This window comes from Clostridium sp. CM042 (genome assembly GCF_055080995.1).
Genome location: NZ_CM143646.1, coordinates 798,318 through 815,379, shown reverse-complemented (window position 1 = coordinate 815,379; position 17,062 = coordinate 798,318). Strand labels below are relative to the sequence as shown.

At 32.4% G+C, this 17,062-nt stretch carries 16 protein-coding genes and 1 pseudogene; 15 read left to right on the top strand and 2 right to left on the bottom strand.

Going from position 1 to position 17,062, the window contains the following annotated elements; all coding sequences use genetic code 11:
- Nucleotides 1–73: 73 nt before the first annotated feature.
- From ACWJJ7_RS03895 to spoVAE, 14 genes and pseudogenes are all read left to right on the top strand, one after another.
- Nucleotides 74–361 (top strand): NifU family protein, encoded by a 288-nt coding sequence (locus ACWJJ7_RS03895; protein WP_462964027.1) that lies wholly within the window; start codon nt 74–76, stop codon nt 359–361.
- A 40-nt stretch (nt 362–401) separates the two neighbouring features.
- A pseudogene (locus ACWJJ7_RS03890) lies at nt 402–593 on the top strand (4-hydroxybutyrate CoA-transferase); the annotation flags it as partial.
- A 50-nt stretch (nt 594–643) separates the two neighbouring features.
- On the top strand, nt 644–1,570 hold the full coding sequence (locus ACWJJ7_RS03885) for a DMT family transporter (RefSeq protein ID WP_462964026.1): 927 nt from the start codon (nt 644–646) through the stop codon (nt 1,568–1,570).
- 83 nt (nt 1,571–1,653) lie between these two features.
- Nucleotides 1,654–3,126, top strand: a complete 1,473-nt coding sequence (locus tag ACWJJ7_RS03880; protein WP_462964936.1) for an acetyl-CoA hydrolase/transferase family protein — start codon at nt 1,654–1,656, stop codon at nt 3,124–3,126.
- An 87-nt stretch (nt 3,127–3,213) separates the two neighbouring features.
- Nucleotides 3,214–4,584, top strand: coding sequence for an aldehyde dehydrogenase family protein (locus ACWJJ7_RS03875; protein WP_462964025.1), 1,371 nt, complete (start codon nt 3,214–3,216; stop codon nt 4,582–4,584).
- Between the two features lie 81 nt (nt 4,585–4,665).
- Nucleotides 4,666–5,784 carry a 4-hydroxybutyrate dehydrogenase gene (locus tag ACWJJ7_RS03870; protein WP_462964024.1) on the top strand — a complete coding sequence of 373 codons (1,119 nt, stop codon included), beginning with the start codon at nt 4,666–4,668 and terminating at the stop codon, nt 5,782–5,784.
- A 67-nt stretch (nt 5,785–5,851) separates the two neighbouring features.
- Nucleotides 5,852–6,490, top strand: coding sequence for a nitroreductase family protein (locus ACWJJ7_RS03865; RefSeq protein WP_462964023.1), 639 nt, complete (start codon nt 5,852–5,854; stop codon nt 6,488–6,490).
- Between the two features lie 491 nt (nt 6,491–6,981).
- Nucleotides 6,982–8,283, top strand: coding sequence for an acetyl-CoA hydrolase/transferase family protein (locus tag ACWJJ7_RS03860; protein WP_462964022.1), 1,302 nt, complete (start codon nt 6,982–6,984; stop codon nt 8,281–8,283).
- Nucleotides 8,284–8,527: 244 nt separating this feature from the next.
- The gene (gene spoIIAA / locus ACWJJ7_RS03855) at nt 8,528–8,863 is read left to right on the top strand and encodes an anti-sigma F factor antagonist (RefSeq protein ID WP_165413394.1); all 336 of its coding nucleotides are present in this window, start codon (nt 8,528–8,530) and stop codon (nt 8,861–8,863) included.
- 13 nt (nt 8,864–8,876) lie between these two features.
- On the top strand, nt 8,877–9,305 hold the full coding sequence (gene spoIIAB, locus ACWJJ7_RS03850; protein ID WP_462964021.1) for an anti-sigma F factor: 429 nt from the start codon (nt 8,877–8,879) through the stop codon (nt 9,303–9,305).
- Between the two features lie 10 nt (nt 9,306–9,315).
- Nucleotides 9,316–10,068: an RNA polymerase sporulation sigma factor SigF gene (sigF, locus tag ACWJJ7_RS03845; protein WP_462964020.1), complete on the top strand. Its 753-nt coding sequence runs from the start codon at nt 9,316–9,318 to the stop codon at nt 10,066–10,068.
- A 205-nt stretch (nt 10,069–10,273) separates the two neighbouring features.
- Entirely contained in the window at nt 10,274–10,726 is a 453-nt protein-coding gene (gene spoVAC / locus ACWJJ7_RS03840; protein WP_462964019.1) for a stage V sporulation protein AC, read from the top strand.
- A 6-nt stretch (nt 10,727–10,732) separates the two neighbouring features.
- The gene (gene spoVAD / locus ACWJJ7_RS03835) at nt 10,733–11,749 is read left to right on the top strand and encodes a stage V sporulation protein AD (RefSeq protein WP_462964018.1); all 1,017 of its coding nucleotides are present in this window, start codon (nt 10,733–10,735) and stop codon (nt 11,747–11,749) included.
- On the top strand, nt 11,750–12,109 hold the full coding sequence (gene spoVAE / locus ACWJJ7_RS03830) for a stage V sporulation protein AE (protein WP_462964017.1): 360 nt from the start codon (nt 11,750–11,752) through the stop codon (nt 12,107–12,109).
- 57 nt (nt 12,110–12,166) lie between these two features.
- Here the strand turns inward: spoVAE and ACWJJ7_RS03825 are convergent, their stop codons facing one another.
- Nucleotides 12,167–13,489, bottom strand: coding sequence for an IS3 family transposase (locus ACWJJ7_RS03825; protein WP_462961899.1), 1,323 nt, complete (start codon nt 13,487–13,489; stop codon nt 12,167–12,169).
- Nucleotides 13,490–13,606: 117 nt separating this feature from the next.
- Nucleotides 13,607–15,988: a transglycosylase domain-containing protein gene (locus ACWJJ7_RS03820; RefSeq protein ID WP_462964016.1), complete on the bottom strand. Its 2,382-nt coding sequence runs from the start codon at nt 15,986–15,988 to the stop codon at nt 13,607–13,609.
- Between the two features lie 217 nt (nt 15,989–16,205).
- Between ACWJJ7_RS03820 and yunB the strand changes: the two genes are divergently transcribed.
- Nucleotides 16,206–16,883 carry a sporulation protein YunB gene (gene yunB / locus ACWJJ7_RS03815; RefSeq protein WP_462964015.1) on the top strand — a complete coding sequence of 226 codons (678 nt, stop codon included), beginning with the start codon at nt 16,206–16,208 and terminating at the stop codon, nt 16,881–16,883.
- Nucleotides 16,884–17,062 lie beyond the last annotated feature (179 nt).

The following is a 17,062-nucleotide window of genomic DNA, read 5'->3' as shown; positions in this document are numbered from 1 at the left end:
AAATGTAACTATTAATATAGTTGGTAGGGGAAACAACTAAAAAGAAAGGTGTTTTCCAAGGGAGAGTGAGAATTTGGTAAATAAAGAAAAGGTTGAAGAAGTATTAGATAAAGAGATAAGACCTTATTTAGCAGAGCATAAAGGAAATATAGAGCTTATAAAAATTGAAGATGGTACAATAGAGGTTAGGCTACTAGGCAGTTGTGCAAATTGCCCATCAGCAAAGGATACTATTGAAAATGTTATAGATGCATCTTTGAAAAGGATACCAGACATTAAAAAAGTAATAATAGCTGACCCCATTAGTGATGAAATGTGGGATTTAGCAAAAAAAATATTAAATAAAGAAAAAATACTATAAGAAGGTAACTTTTGAATTTAAGGAGCTATATAAAGAAAAATTAATTGCTGAAGTAAATAATAAAATGCCAAGAACTATGGGATACTCTTTAATAGATGTTTCTGAAAACGATTATATTGTAGAAGTAAGTCATCAAATAATAGAACTTCAACCTCCTAAAATCGGAGATATTGAGAAAGCTATTGGAGAGAATTGTGCCTCTTTAGTTGATGATGGATCCACACTTATACTTGAGAAAAAAAAGTTCAAGCCAAATTCTAAAATTATAGGGGGAGAAAATAAATGAATAAAGGGTATGTGTATATAATTCTAACAGCGCTACTATATAGTACACAGGAAATTGCAAATAAAATGCTAGTTAAAAATGGACTGGATTCATTTCAAATTACATTTCTAATATTCATGATCGGTGCTATATTATTAACACCACTAGCAGTAAAGGATATCAAAGCTAAAAATCTAAAGCTTGGTGTAAATGATTTTGGATACTTTGCATTAAATGGTGCATTATGTATACCTATATCAATGGCTCTTCTATCATTTGCAGGTAAATATACCCTAGCTTCAACTTCAGCAGTTATATTTAGTTCAAATGCAATTTTTACAGTACCCTTCGCTTATTTACTTTTAAAAGAAAAGGTTAATAAGGCAACATTAATATCTCTTTTGGTAGGTATTATAGGTGTTATTATAATTTTCAATCCGGCCAAGATAGCAGCAGGAATGAATGGTGGATCGTCAGATTTATTGGGAGTAACACTTGCATTAGGTGCAGCTATATCTTGGTCACTATTTACAGTAATCAGCAAAATTAGAATACATAAATACGGTGGTTATGTATTTAACTGTATAGCATTCTATATTGGAGCATTCTTTGTACTAATAATACTTTTAGCTACAGGAAGACCTATTTTTAAAGGAATTGATGGGAGTGCAATTTTAGTACTTATTTACATGGGTCTTTTTATAAAGGCACTTGGATATGTATGTTACCTTGGAGCAATAAGATTAACATCAGCAGTTACAGCGTCCTTAGTATTTTTAATAAAGCCTGCTTTAGCAACCATGCTTGCTGTAATGATACTTGGAGAAGAGCTTAAGGCAAATATAGTTATAGGAATTGGATTTATTATTGTAAGTTCATATATTGCCTTTAAATCTAAGAGAGCTTCTGAGATGACTCAGGTGGCTCAGGTAGTTACCAAATAAATAATTTGAAATAAATGTTCTACATTTATTTCAAATTTGGAGGTGGAGTCTTGCTAAGTGAAAGAATAAGAAATCATGAAATCATGAAAAAAGTAGTTTCGGCTGAAGAAGCAGCTAGTCTCATAAAAAATGGAATGGTGGTTGGAGTAAGTGGCTTTACTCCATCAGGTTACCCGAAAGATGTTCCTTTAGCTCTTGCGCAAAGAGTGCAAAGCACTAGTGAAAAAATGAAACTCACATTATATACAGGTGCTTCTGTTGGTGCAGAAATCGATGGAGCTTGGACTAAGGCGGGTATAATATCAAAAAGAATGCCTTATCAGACTAATAGTGATTTAAGAAACAACATTAATAAAGGACTTACTGAGTATATTGATATGAATTTAAGCTGTATGCCTCAATTTGTAAATTATGGATTCTTGCCTAAGGTTAATATTGCAATCATAGAAGCTTTAGCAATTACGGAAGATGGAAATATAATACCAACAACAGCAGTTGGAAATGCAGCTACTTTTGTTGCAAATGCAGATATGGTTATAATTGAGGTTAATGAGAATCAGCCATTATCATTAGAAGGTATTGCCGATATTTATACTTTGGAAAATCCTCCATTTAGGAAACCAATTCCAATAACACATCCGGGAGATAGGATTGGAACAACTTATATACCTTGTGAACTTGAAAAAATTGCTGCGGTTGTTATGACAAATACGTCTGATAAAACAAGGCCTCTCGGAGCTATAGATGAAACTTCTAAGGCAATTTCAAAAAATCTAATTGATTTTCTTGAAAATGAAGTTAAAGAAGGGAGACTACCTGAAAATTTATTACCACTTCAATCAGGAGTTGGTAGTGTAGCGAATGCAGTACTTGCAGGACTTTGTGAAACTAACTTAAAAAATCTTACTTGCTATACAGAAGTAATACAGGATTCTATGCTTGATCTTATAAGATGTGGTAAAGCAAAAATGGTTTCTGCTACTGCATTAAGCCCTTCACCGGCTGGAATGGAAGCTTTTAGAAGAGACTTAGACAGTTTGAAAGATAAAATCATATTGAGACCTCAAGAAATAAGTAATAATCCAGAAGTGATTCGAAGACTTGGAGTTATCGCTATGAATACAGCTTTAGAGGTTGATGTTTATGGTAATGTTAATTCAACTCATGTTATGGGTACAAAAATGATGAATGGAATAGGAGGCTCTGGTGATTTTGCTGGGAATGCTTCACTAACTATATTTACAACAGAATCTATAGCTAAAAAAGGTGATATATCTTCAATAGTTCCAATAGTTTCTCATGTGGACCATACAGAGCATAATGTGATGGTAATTGTTACAGAACAAGGCACCGCAGATTTAAGAGGAAAGAGTCCAAAGGAAAGAGCGCTTGCAATTATTAATAATTGTGCTCATCCTGACTATAGACTACAACTTTTAGAATACCTTGAAAAAGCACAATCGTGTAGTGGAAAACATACTCCTCATCTATTATGTGATGCACTATTATGGCATATAAGATTTACGGAAACAGGCACAATGAAAAAAGATTTATAGAATGTATTTGCTTTAATGATAATAATAATGATAACCTAGTAGTAAATTAATACAAAAAATATATAAAACAATAGGAGGAAAATAAAAATGGATAACAAGACATGTATAAATGAAATGATAGCTAAGGCAAAGAAAGCTCAAGCGGGTATTGCAAACTACAATCAAGAACAGGTGGATGCTTTAGTTAGAGTTATTGGTAAAGTTATATTTGATAATGCAGAGGTACTTGCAAAAGAAGCAGTAACTGAAACAAGAATGGGAGTTTATGAAGATAAGGTAGCTAAGAACATGGGTAAATCAAGAACTATATGGAACAGCTTAAAAGGTAAAAAATCTGTAGATATCATTGGAACAGAAGAAGGAAAAGACGGAATATTACTAGTGGCTAAGCCAAAGGGAATTATAGGAGCTATTACTCCAACAACAAATCCAATAGTTACACCTATGTGTAATGCTATGTTTGCATTAAAAGGAAGAAATGCAATTATTGTTGCACCACATCCAAGATCTAAAAATTGCTCAGCACATGCTGTTAAATTAATGAATGATGAATTAAGGAAACTCGGAGCACCAGAAAACTTGATTCAAATAATAGAAGAACCATCTGTTGAATTAACAGGAGAATTAATGGCAGCTGTTGATGTAGTGGTAGCTACTGGTGGAATGGGAATGGTAAGGGCTGCTTATTCAAGCGGAAAACCAGCTTTTGGAGTTGGAGCAGGAAATGTTCAGGTTATTATTGATAGAGATTATGATTATGATAAAGCAGCTAAGGATATTATCGCTGGAAGAAAATTTGATAATGGTATCATTTGTTCTGGAGAACAATCTATTATTGCGCCAATTGAAAAACATGCTGAAATAATGCAGGCATTTGTTAATAATGGCGCATACTACATTGAAGATGAAGCAACAATTGAGAAATTCAGAAGTATTATGTTTATAAATGGATCAATAAACGGTAAACTCGTTGGCCAATCAGTTCAAGTTATTGCTGATTTAGCAGGAGTTGTAGTTCCTTCCGCTACAAAAGTAGTTATATTAAAGGCTAAAGGAGCAGGAACATTAGATGTACTTTGTAAGGAAAAAATGTTCCCAATTATGATAACATTAACTTATAATACGTTTGAAGAAGGCGTGGAAATAGCTAATACTAATCTTTTATATGAGGGCGCAGGACATACTGCAGCTATTCATTCAAATGACGATGCTCATATAGAATTCGCGGGGACAGCATTACCAATAAGTAGATTAGTTGTTAATCAACCATCATCTACAGGAGCAGGCGGAAGTTTCAATAATGGCTTCAATCCAACTACAACTCTTGGGTGTGGATCATGGGGAAACAATTCGATATCTGAAAACTTTACGTATTACCATTTAATAAATATATCAAGAATAGGATATTTCAATAAGGATGCTAAGGTTCCAACTGCAGAGGAAATCTGGGCTGAATAATATAGAATTAATAGGTTTCAATGATTTAAGTTGAAACCTATTATCCTAATTAAAATAATTAATAAAATCGGAGGTAAAATAATGAAATTATTTTCAATTAAGTCACAAATTCATAAGTTTGATACTGCAAATGAATTTGCAGAAACCTTTAATATAGGTGATGGAGATTTTGTATTATCAAATGAATTTATATATAATCCTTTTTTCGGAAGCCTAAAACTTAAGTCTGAAATAGTTTTTCTAGAAAAATATGGAATTGGAGAACCTTCAGATGAGATAATTGATGCGATATTAGCTACTATTAAGGGAAAGACTTTTAAAAGAATTTTTGCTATAGGTGGCGGTAGTGTTATAGACATAGCAAAACTTCTTGTAATAAAGGGCGAAAATACAGCCTTAGATTTATTTGAAAAAAAAGTTCCACTTATAAAGGATAAAGAGCTTATAATAGTTCCTACAACTGCTGGGACAGGCTCAGAAGTTACAAATTTATCTATAGCTGAAATTAAATCTGAACATACAAAAATGGGTCTTGCTACAGATGAATTATTAGCTGATCATGCAGTTCTTATCCCAGAATTAGTTAAAGGACTACCATACAGATTTTTTGTTGCTAGTTCAATAGATGCTTTAATTCATGCAATTGAGTCTTATGTATCTCCAAAATCTAACACGTACACGGAATTATTTAGTGTTAAAGCAATGGAATTAATTTTAAAAGGATACGTTCAGATAATTGAAAAAGGTGAAGAATATAGAAAAGAAATAATCGAAGACTTTGTTATAGCTAGTAATTATGCTGGTATTGCTTTTGGAAACACAGGAGTTGGTGCTGTTCATGCACTTTCATATCCGCTTGGTGGAACATACCATGTGCCTCATGGAGAAGCAAACTACCAGATGTTTGTTGAAGTATTTAGAACTTATAACAAGAAAAAACCAAATGGTAAAGTTAAAGATATTAAAAAAATACTTGCAGATATTTTAAATGTAAATGTAGGAGAAGATGTATTTGAAGCACTTGCCGGAGTACTTGATAAATTACTAGTTAGAAAACCGCTGAAAGACTATGGTATGAAGGTAGAAGAAATTGAAGGTTTTGCAGATAGCGTTGTTGTAGGACAAGAAAGACTTTTAAATAATAATTATGTACCTTTAAGTAGAGAGGAAATTAGAGATATTTATAAGATTTTGTATTAAAATATAAGGAGAGAGGGTCAAACCTCCCTCCTTATATATCATATAATATAAAATTAGGAGGTATCGTATGTCAAATTTAGATTTTATTTATAAAAGATACAGTATACGAAAATTTAAAGACGAAGTTATTCCTATGATTGATTTAGAGGAGATTATTAAAGCTGCTATTCACGCTCCATCGGGTAAAAATGTTCAGAATTGGCACTTTGTAATAATTAGGAATAAAGAAAAGATAAATGAAATTGTAAAAGTCGTGGAAGATAAAAATTCAGAAATAGCAGCTAAAATTATAGATGAAAATATTAAGGCAATTTTCACTAAATCTTTAAAATACCATATTGCATTTAGGAATGCTCCTTGCTTAATTCTAGTATATGCCGGAAATTATAAACCAACAGGATTTGAAGAATTTAAGGCTATTAATGAAAGCGCAGATGTTATACAAGAACTTTTTAATACTGCACCAGGAATACAGGGAGCATCTGCAGCAATGGAAAACTTATTACTTGCTGCAGCTAGTCTTGGCTATGGCACATGCTGGATGACAGGTCCAAATTATGCTGCAAAAGAAATTGGAGATGTGCTTAATTTTAAAAAAGAAGGGTATTCATTAATGGCATTAACTCCTATTGGATTACCTTTAGAAGATGAAAATAAAAGCCCTCGTAGAAAGCCTGTAGATGAAGTTATTACAGTTATACTCTAAATAACTCTTATTGATGATACCAAAGATTTTTACTATAAATTAGTGAATAGAAGCAGGGTGAGTTTGTATTTAATTGTCCTGCTTGTATTTGTTTTCATGTTTTAATTAATACTTAGAAAATATGGTTACAAATATAATTGTAGAAATTATTTTAGGTATACAAGTTAAGATAATTAGAGTATACTAAAAGAATAATAAGTGGAAAGAATTGGCGAGAAAAGCAAATTAGAATCGATATAAAAATGAATAAGTTCTAATTTGCAGAAAGAACAAATAAATATTGAGATATATATTATGCAGGAGTCTATAAATTTCTGTAAATTTGTTTTCTAACATTTGTGAAAAAAATCACAATAATTCATTGGAATACTAACAAATGTGTTGATATAAACTTATTACTGACAACGTTTTCTTAGTGACTGAAACTATGATATTAAATTATTTAATATATAGTCAAAACAAAGATTTTATAATTTAGGAGAGTGATTGGTATGAACTTAGAAGAAATTTATAAATCAAAGGTGATTACGGCGCAGCAAGCGGCAGGAAAAATAAAGTCTGGAAACAGCGTAGTTACAGGACATGCTTGTGCGGAGCCAACAGAGATTATAGCTGCAATGGTAGCTAACAGTAAGGCTTATGAAAATGTTGAAATTATACACATGGTACCTATGGGAAAAGCTGGGTATACTAAAACTGGAATGGAAAATCATTTCAAGCACAATGCTTTATTTGCAGGTAGTGCCACTAGGGAAGCTATTGCTTGCGGAAGAGCAGATTTTACACCTTGTTTTTTTTCTAAAATACCTGAGCTATTTAAAAAGGGTTATCTACCAGTAGATGTGGCAATTGTTCAAGTTTCAGCACCAGATGAGCATGGTTATTGTAGTTTTGGTGTATCTGTTGATTATACAAAGACTGCAACAGAATGTGCAAAAATGGTAATTGCAGAAGTAAATAATAAAATGCCAAGAACTATGGGAGACTCTTTTATACATATTTCTGATATTGATTATATTGTAGAAGTAAGTCATGAAATAATAGAGCTTAATCCTCCTAAAATTGGAGATATTGAGAAAGCTATTGGAGAGTATTGTGCTTCTTTAGTTCAGGATGGTTCCACACTTCAACTTGGAATAGGAGCTATTCCAGATGCAGTACTTTTGTTTTTAAAGGATAAAAAGGACTTAGGTATACATTCGGAAATGATTTCAGACGGAGTAGTTGAACTTGTTGAAACAGGAGTTATAACAAATAACGCTAAGACACTTCATCCAGGGAAAATAGTAGTAACTTTCCTTATGGGAACTAAAAGACTTTATGACTTTGTTGATAATAATCCAATGGTTGAAATGTATTCTGTAGATTATGTAAATGATCCGGTTATAATTGCAAAAAATAGTAAAATGGTCTGTATAAATTCTGCTATTCAAGTAGATCTTATGGGGCAGGTAAATGCAGAGACTATAGGATTAACTCAGTTTAGTGGGACTGGTGGACAGGTTGACTTTATTAGAGGTGCAAGTATGGCAAAGGACGGTAAATCTATCATTGCAATGCCTTCTACAGCAAGCAAAGGAAAGATTTCAAGAATTACGCCTTTGCTTGATGAAGGAGCAGCGGTTACAACTTTGAGAAACGAAATAGAATACGTAATTACTGAATATGGTATTGCGGAGCTAAAAGGCAAAACATTAAGAGCCAGAGCAAGAGCGCTCATAAATATTGCTCATCCAGACTTTAGACCTTCACTTATTGTGGAATGGGAAAAAAGATTTAACTGTAAGTTTTAGTAAAGCATGTAATAATCACTAAAGATAAAAAGAGGCAGGCGACTTTATATTTAGACATCCTGCTTCTTTTTATTTTCATATTTTAGTGTAGTAGCTAGTGAAAATGGGTATAATATAAAAAAATGAAAGAATATTACATAAAAAAGAAGGAAAATCATGTAAGTTATAGAATATAGAATAAAGGTATATTATTTACACAATACTGAAAAAATGTTTTAATTTAAAATGATTTGGAGGGAAGAAAATGCATTTGAATTTTGAAAATAGCGAGGATAAATTGATAGTTTACATGTTTGGAGAACTAGACCATCACAGTGCTGAAGAAGTAAGGAACATTATAGATGATCGTTTAGAACGAGATAGCTACAACAAATTAATTATGGATTTCAAAGATGTGACGTTCATGGACAGCTCCGGTATTGGAGTGGTCATTGGAAGATACAAAAAGTTACATATGAAAAATGGGAAAGTATGTGTAACTAATATTAAATCTTCAGTAAAAAGAGTATTCGAATTGTCAGGAATGTTTAAGATTATTATGTCATATGATGATGTTGAACAAGCTGTAAACAACATTTAGTGGGGGGATTAGTATGTGTCACAATAGAATTAAAGTTGAATTTTTAAGTAAATCGCAGAATGAAAGTTTTGCAAGAGTAGCAGTAGCAGCATTCGCTTCACAATTAGATCCTACAATCGATGAAATTACCGACGTTAAAACAGCGGTATCTGAAGCAGTTACTAATGCAATTATTCATGGATATGATAATGAGGAGGAAATGATTACTATAGAAGCTTTTATTAATGGAACTGAACTAACAGTAATAATAGAAGATGTAGGAAAAGGTATTGACAATTTAGAGCTCGCTAGGCAACCATTATACACTTCCCGACCAGATTTAGAGAGGTCAGGTATGGGTTTTACTGTAATGGAGACTTTTATGGACAGCTTAGAAGTAAAGTCTGATAAAGGTAGGGGAACAAGTATAATAATGAAAAAAATATTTAATCCTTTAAGTTAGGTGGAATATTATGGATCAAAAAATAGTAAGAAAAGAAGACTATACTTATGAAGATAATATGCAACTTATTCAATTGGCTAGAAATAAAGAACCGGGTGCACTAGATACGCTGGTGGAAATGAATTTACCATTAGTTTCATCAATAAGTAAAAAATTTCTTAATAGGGGATATGAGTACGATGATATATTTCAAATTGGATGTATTGGCTTAGTAAAAGCAATTAATAATTTTGATACTAAGTATAATGTGAAATTTTCTACATATGCCGTACCTATGATAATTGGAGAAATCAAAAGATTTCTTAGAGATGATGGAATTATAAAAGTAAGTAGAAGCGTTAAGATTACTGCAAGACAATTACATTATGATAAAGATACTCTAACCAAAAAATTGGGTAGAGATCCTACTATTGATGAACTATCGGTTTTTTCCAAAATTGAAAAAGAGGATATAGTATATGCATTAGAATCTGCTAGCAATATGCTGTATTTATTTGATACAATACACCAAGATGATGGTGCCCCAGTACTATTAATAGATAAATTAAGTGAAAAATACGAAGAAGATAATCAGGTTTTAGATAAAATTTCCCTTAAAGAAGCACTTAAAAAACTTGATGCAAAATCAAGGCAAATAATTATGCTCAGGTATTTTAAAGATAATACACAAATTCAAGTTGCGAAAATGATGGGAATTAGCCAGGTACAGGTATCGAGAATAGAAAAAAAAGTTTTAAAAATAATGAAGGAAAAGTTGATCTAATAAAAGTGAGTGTATAAGATGAAATATAGATAAGGAACTTCAATTTTTAATTTTGAAGTTCCTTATCTATAAATTCGTCTTATTTTTTTGACTAAAAATAATATTAATGCAAATACTAACATAAAGAATTAGCATATTATATTTGCATAATACAATATAATAAATGATTAGTAGTCACTATTAAAAGCTACAAGGAGGACATTTCATGAAAGTGGAAGAAAAAACTATAAGAAAAAAATTTGATAAACTTAATTCTAATAACATCCCTAAGCCTAATTTAGGATTGCATTGTTTTAATGCTTTTTGGGTTGGAGGATTAATATGTGTAATAGGACAATTTATCAGTGACATTTTTTCTGGAATTGGTATTCCTAAAGATGAGCTAGGGACATATGTTTCTATAGTTATGGTTTTTTTTGGAGCTGTGTTTACTGGCATAGGAGTATATGATAAGCTAGGTGATTTTGCAGGAGCAGGTTCTGTTGTACCAATTACAGGGTTTGCAAATTCAATCGTTTCACCAGCAATGGAATTTAAAAAAGAGGGTTTTGTTTTTGGTGTTGCAGCTAAAATGTTTACTATTGCAGGGCCCGTTTTAGTATATGGAATAGGTTCATCTGTAATTGTAGGAATTTTATATTATTTTTTAAGGTGGTGATTTAAAATGGGTAGAAGAATCGGTCTTCAAACAGTAGAAATCGAAAGTAAACCTAGAATTATTAGCACATATAATATAGTTGGGCCTAAGGAAGGACAGGGACCATTAAAAGAGTATTTTGACCAAATTTTAGAAGATGATCTTAATGGAACTGAAAGCTTTGAAAAAGCTGAAACTAGTTTATTATATACTGCTGTATCAGAGAGTATAAAAAAAGCAAAACTAAAAGAAGTTGATATAGATTATCTACTAGCAGGTGATTTATTAAATCAGTTATCCTCTTCATGTTTTGCAGCTAGAGATTTGAATATACCATTCCTAGGACTTTACGGAGCTTGCTCAACTATGGCAGAGTCTTTAAGCGTGGCTTCAATGATAATGGAGGGCGGGCTGGCTAATCATGTTGTAGCAGCTACTTCATCACATTTCTCATCAGCTGAAAGGCAATTTAGATTGCCACTCGAAATGGGAAGTCAGAGAGCTCCAACAGCGCAATGGACTGTTACAGGTGCAGGAGCAATGGTTTTGGGTAAAAAAGGTAAATTTCCATATGTTACTCATGTTACAACTGGAAAGGTCAAAGATTATGGAATAAATGATGTAAACAATATGGGAGTTGCAATGGCGCCAGCAGCTGTAGACACTATTAAACAACATTTTATGGATACAGGTCGAAAGCCTTCGGATTATGATATTATAGCTACTGGAGACTTGGGCATCATAGGAAGAGAATTTACAGAAAAATTACTGCTGGAATATAAGTATGATATGAAAGGTCATTATATTGACTGTGGTGAGGATATTTTCGATGCACAGACACAAGGAACTAATGCAGGTGGTAGTGGTTGTGGATGTTCTGCAGTGGTTGCAACAGGGTACTTACTCAAAAATATGTTAAAGGGAAAATTTAAAAGAATATTGCTAGTTTCTACAGGTGCACTTTTAAGTTCAACTTCACCGCTTCAAGGAGAAACAATACCAGGAATCGCTCATGCCGTTTCAATAGAGTTTGGGGGTGAATAAATGAATAATTACATTATGTCTTTTATAGTTGGAGGGATAATTTGTGTAATAGGTCAAATACTTATGGACACTACTAAATTAACTCCAGCTAGAATACTAGTTTTATTTGTAACTGCTGGTGTAATATTAGGTGCATTAAATATATATGATGTAGTGATAGAATATGGAAAAGCAGGTGGAAGTATACCTCTGCCTGGGTTTGGGTCTAGTTTAGCTAAAAGTGTAATGAAGGAAGTAGATGAAGTTGGTATCATAGGAGCATTTACAGGAGGTATAAAGGGGACTGCGGGCGGTATTACTGCTGCAATTTTTTTTGGATATATTATGGCGTTATTATTCAATCCTAAAACTAAAGGGTAATAAAAAACTACTATCAAATATTAAAATGGATCCTATGTCAAGGACATTTAAAAAAGACTATGCAACTAAAAGTTGATTTCTGTATTGTACAGGAGTCAACTTTTTTAATCCCCATTGATATCTATAGTTGTTATAATAATCCATATAATTATCAATTAGATTCTGTAAATCAGTAAATGTATCACAACTTTTATAGTCAATCTCATCCTTCATATGACCAAAAAATGATTCTTGTGGGGCATTGTCCCAACAGTTTCCTCTTCTAGACATTGACTGTCCAAGTTTATATTTTTTAAGTAGTTTTTGAAATTTGGGACTGGTATAATGAGCCCCTTGATCAGAATGTATAAACGATTCTGAAGTCAATAATTTCTTATGACGTCTAATTAATCTTTCAATCGTTTCCGTTGCAATATCTAATGTAATGCGCTTAGACAGGTGGTATGAAAGTATTTCGTTTGTAGAAGCATCTTTAATTGTTGATAAATAAGCCATACAAGAAGCTCCATATGGCATATAAGTGATATCCGTTAACAAAACCTTTCCAGCTATGTCCTGTTTGAATTTTCTATTTAAAAGATTTGGTACAACAGTATGTTCTCGAGTTGCTTTCATCATCCTACGATAAGGATTTGCTTTCCTAATTGGACATTTGATATTATATTTACGCATAATTCTTTGAATACATTTTCTATTAATAATTAAATTGAACTCTTGCTCGAGTACCATCTTAATAGAACGTGAACCCTTCTTGTAACCCCTATGTTCAAATGCCTTAAGAACTATTTTCCTTAATTGTAAATCTCTTTGTTCTCGAATATTACGTGTAGATTCTGATTTTAGGTAATTATAATAACCTGATCTTGATACTCCAATTACACCACATAGATGTCTAATCATATTTTTATATTTAGATTTAGAGAGAATGTTCTGAATAAGTGCAAAAATTGAAGAGATCCTTAAACTACCGTTTTTCACCTGCCTTTCTTGCAGCTCGATTTTTTTTAATAGTTCTGCTTCTGCCTTCCAGTATTCAATCTCAGCATCTTTTCTTGTGATTATTTCTTCTAGGGTTAATTCACGTTTAAGTGGGCGTCCACTGCTGAATTTTCTAGTATCTCTAAGGCCTAATTCGCCAGATTCCTTATAAGCCTTGCGCCACCTCTTACTAGAAGACTTGATTCTAGTATTACCAAGTGTTTCTATATCGAACCCTGCATCTTGAAAAATCTGAGACGATAATTTCCCCATTATATGCTCAGCTACAAATAAGGATTTGAACTCATCTGTATATGTAATTCCTTTTTCACTAACTCGTTTAATATATCTGTTTTTTGAGAGCGCTAAAATTTGTTCATTAGTAAATACTTTTTTACTCATAATGCTCACAACCTTTCTAATTTAATTGTACAAAAAAAAATCCCATATGAATAGACTTTTTTAGTGTCTATCATATAGGATCCATTTTATATTTGATAGTAGTTTTTTATTTATGTGTTAAGGCTTAGTAAAATATTTACCTTTAGTTTTAGGAGTACCAGTTGGAGGAGTAATGACAGGGGGAATTATACTATTATTTGAAAAGGTGTCAACTTCTGTTGGCAATACAAAAGCAGAGTCCTCTAAAAACACAGTAGGTGCATAATTTCTCTTTATAAAAACTTTTGTTTCAATTTTGCCAGGTGGCGTAAATTCTGATGCAAGAACATATTTACCACTTGGGTTTTTGATAACCTTAGCCAAAACATGTATGCTATCAAGGCTTGTAGGTTGAGTTCCATCAATAAATAATTCGGAGTAAACTCTATTGCCCCTTGGGTCTGCATAAGTTAAATCAGTAGGTATATCGCCTGAATCTTTTGATACGGAATAGGGGGATATACCAGAAGGCATTTCTAAGTTTTTCACTGGAAGAGACGTATGGGCTTTTTTCATAATTTTGCCCCACAGTGAAGCAGCATCATTACTTCCAATATTTTTAAGTTCATCTCCCTTATCGGTTCCAATCCAAACAGCTGTAGAGTAATATGGAGTTAAACCAACAAACCACAAATTCTTTGAATCAGAAGAAGTACCAGTTTTACCTCTGACCGGCATGTCGCCAAAAACAGCATTTGTTCCAGTACCACCGGGACCTACAGGTCCTTTTAATAAATCATACATAATGTATGCACTTTGAGGAGATAAAACAGGTGTTGTTTCAAGTTTTGTTTCAAGCAATACTTTACCAGATCTATCGACTACTTTAGTGTATAATCTGGGAGTTGTACGTAGCCCATTGTTACCAAAAACACCATATGCCGCTGACATAGTGAGAGGATTAGTGCCCTTATAAGTACCACCATCTAATTGTCCAAGTGCCATAGCAGATATACTATTCTTATCTTGGTCATCTAACTGCAACCCAAACTTTTCGCCATAAGAAACACTAGTCTTAAGACTAATCATATCTACAAGTTTTACAGCAGCCACATTAACAGAATATTTTAAGCAATCTCTAAGAGGTAAATAGCCCTTATATCCAATCGGGGAATTTCTAGGATTATAAGGAGGGGTACCTGGAGCAGAATATTTCTTGCCAATGTCTTCAGGTATAGGTGAATCTTCAATAATAGTAGAAGCTGTAGCTATTTTTGAATCAATAGCTGGACCATATACTGTTAAAGGTTTAATGCTTGATCCAGGAGCTTTTAAGTAGTCATCTGACGCACCTCGGTTATAAGACATAGGAACTTGGTCACCACGTCCACCTATAATAGTTTTAACTTCACCTGTATGATAATCTGTGATAACACAGGCGGCTTGAAGGTCTGCTTGCGTTGATTTCATAGGATCATCAATTAGTTTCTGTGATGCATTTTGCATATCTCTATTCATGGTTGTATAAATTTTTACACCATCGTACATAAGCATTGAATATGCTTCTTTTTTACTAATATTATTTTGTTTCATTAAATCCTCAGCAACCTGTAGTATTACAGGTCTTGAGAAGTACTCATAGTTCATTTTGTTTGCATCTTTTTGTGAAAAACTAAATTGTAAATCTTCAGCCATAGCTGAATCAAATTGGTCTTTGCTGATTTTGCCACTATTGTACATATTATCAAGAACGGCTTTTGTTCTATTTGAATCAAAAGATTCTTTGTTTTTATTTGATTTAGATGCCAAATTATATGAAACACTAGGATTTTGTGCAGCGCTAGCAATAAAAGCGCATTGTTTTAAGGACAAATCTTGAATAGATTTGTTAAAATATTGCTGAGAGGCTGCTTCTACACCGTGAGCATTTCCTCCTAGAAAAATAGTGTTCATATAAGTCTCTAAAATTTGAGACTTGGTCAAAACTTTCTCTATTTGTAAGGATAAAGACATTTCTTGAACTTTTCTCTTTATAGAAGTTCTGTTTTCCATAGAATCTTCTAAAAATACTCTATATTTAACTAATTGTTGAGTTATAGTTGAAGCGCCCTGGAGACTTTGACCACCACCAGCTATTTTTATCTTTATATCATTAAAAATAGCACCACCAAGTCTTTTTAAGTCAACACCTGGGTGTGTTTCAAATCTAACATCTTCAATACTTATAAATGAATCCTGAAGGATGACCGGAACTTTATTAATAGGTACATTAATTCTTCTTTGCGAAATAACATATTCATCCATAGCCTTTCCAGAATCGTCTAATAATATTGTAATCTCATCCAATTTTAAAAATTCATTAATATCTAAGGCAGGAGCTGTCTTAATCATAGCTAGAATTGCTCCTCCAATAGCTACACTGCTTATTAAGGCTATAATTAGAAAAGTAAAAACAAGGGTTCTAAAAACATGTTTCTCAGTTCCTTTTTTCTTTTTTTTATTAGTTTCTTCTTTTTCCATTAAGTATCCTCCTTGCATTTCTCAGGAGCAGAAAACACTTATTAAGTAGCTTCCCGCCTCCTAAAATTCATCTTGTTTAACTATAACTAGCTTTTAATATTATACCATATAATCAGGTTATTTATTTGAAGGTGGCTTAATATAAAATATTGAGTTTGAGTTGGGTATTTAAATTCTTTACCGTAAAAGAGTTACATATAATAACATATAACCTTAGATGGAGGTAATAAATATCAAAAATAAAATTAAAGTTAGAATATTAATAATTATAGCCATAATAATGATAAATTTTACAATATTCATATACATTTTTGATAAATCCATAATGCCAACTGTAATGGCGGTGGCGGATGCAGAAATGAGAGCAAAAGCTACAGATATTGTTAATAGATCAATTATTAATGAATATTCCAAGCAATTTAACTACGACCAGGTTATAAGAGTCGATAAAGATTCGCAGGGGAATATTGTAATGCTAAAAGCGGATACTCTAAAAATGAATAAAATAGCATGTGATGTTGCTTTAGAATCCCAAAAGGAACTTATGAAATTGGGGGAGGTTGGTATGAAAATTCCAATAGGTTATATAACAAGAAATAGTATTTTATCTTATTATGGCCCAAAAGTAACCATAAAAATGCAGCCTATAGGCTATGTAGAAACTAAATATTCTTCTGAGTTTGAAAGTGCAGGTGTAAATCAAACAAGACATAAAATTTATGTTAAAGTAAAAACTACCGTTAAAGTAATCGCTCCTTTAAAAAGTAATGATATCGAAGTAGGTAATGAAGTACCAATTGCTGAAACTATTATAGTGGGAAAAACACCTAATACTGCAGTTCAATTAGATTTAAATGGTACAGGTTTTAAACTAGGTAATAGTGGTAGTGATTAACAAAAATATAAAAAATAAGTACGCTATTATTAATAACGTACTTTATTTTTATAAACTAGCAATATGTATTTAAGGAATATTCCAAAAGTGAGATATTAAATCATCTCCTGCGGAGCTGCAATATTAACGACTTTCATTCTGAAATGTCGTTAATATGGACTTATCTGATATAGAAGATA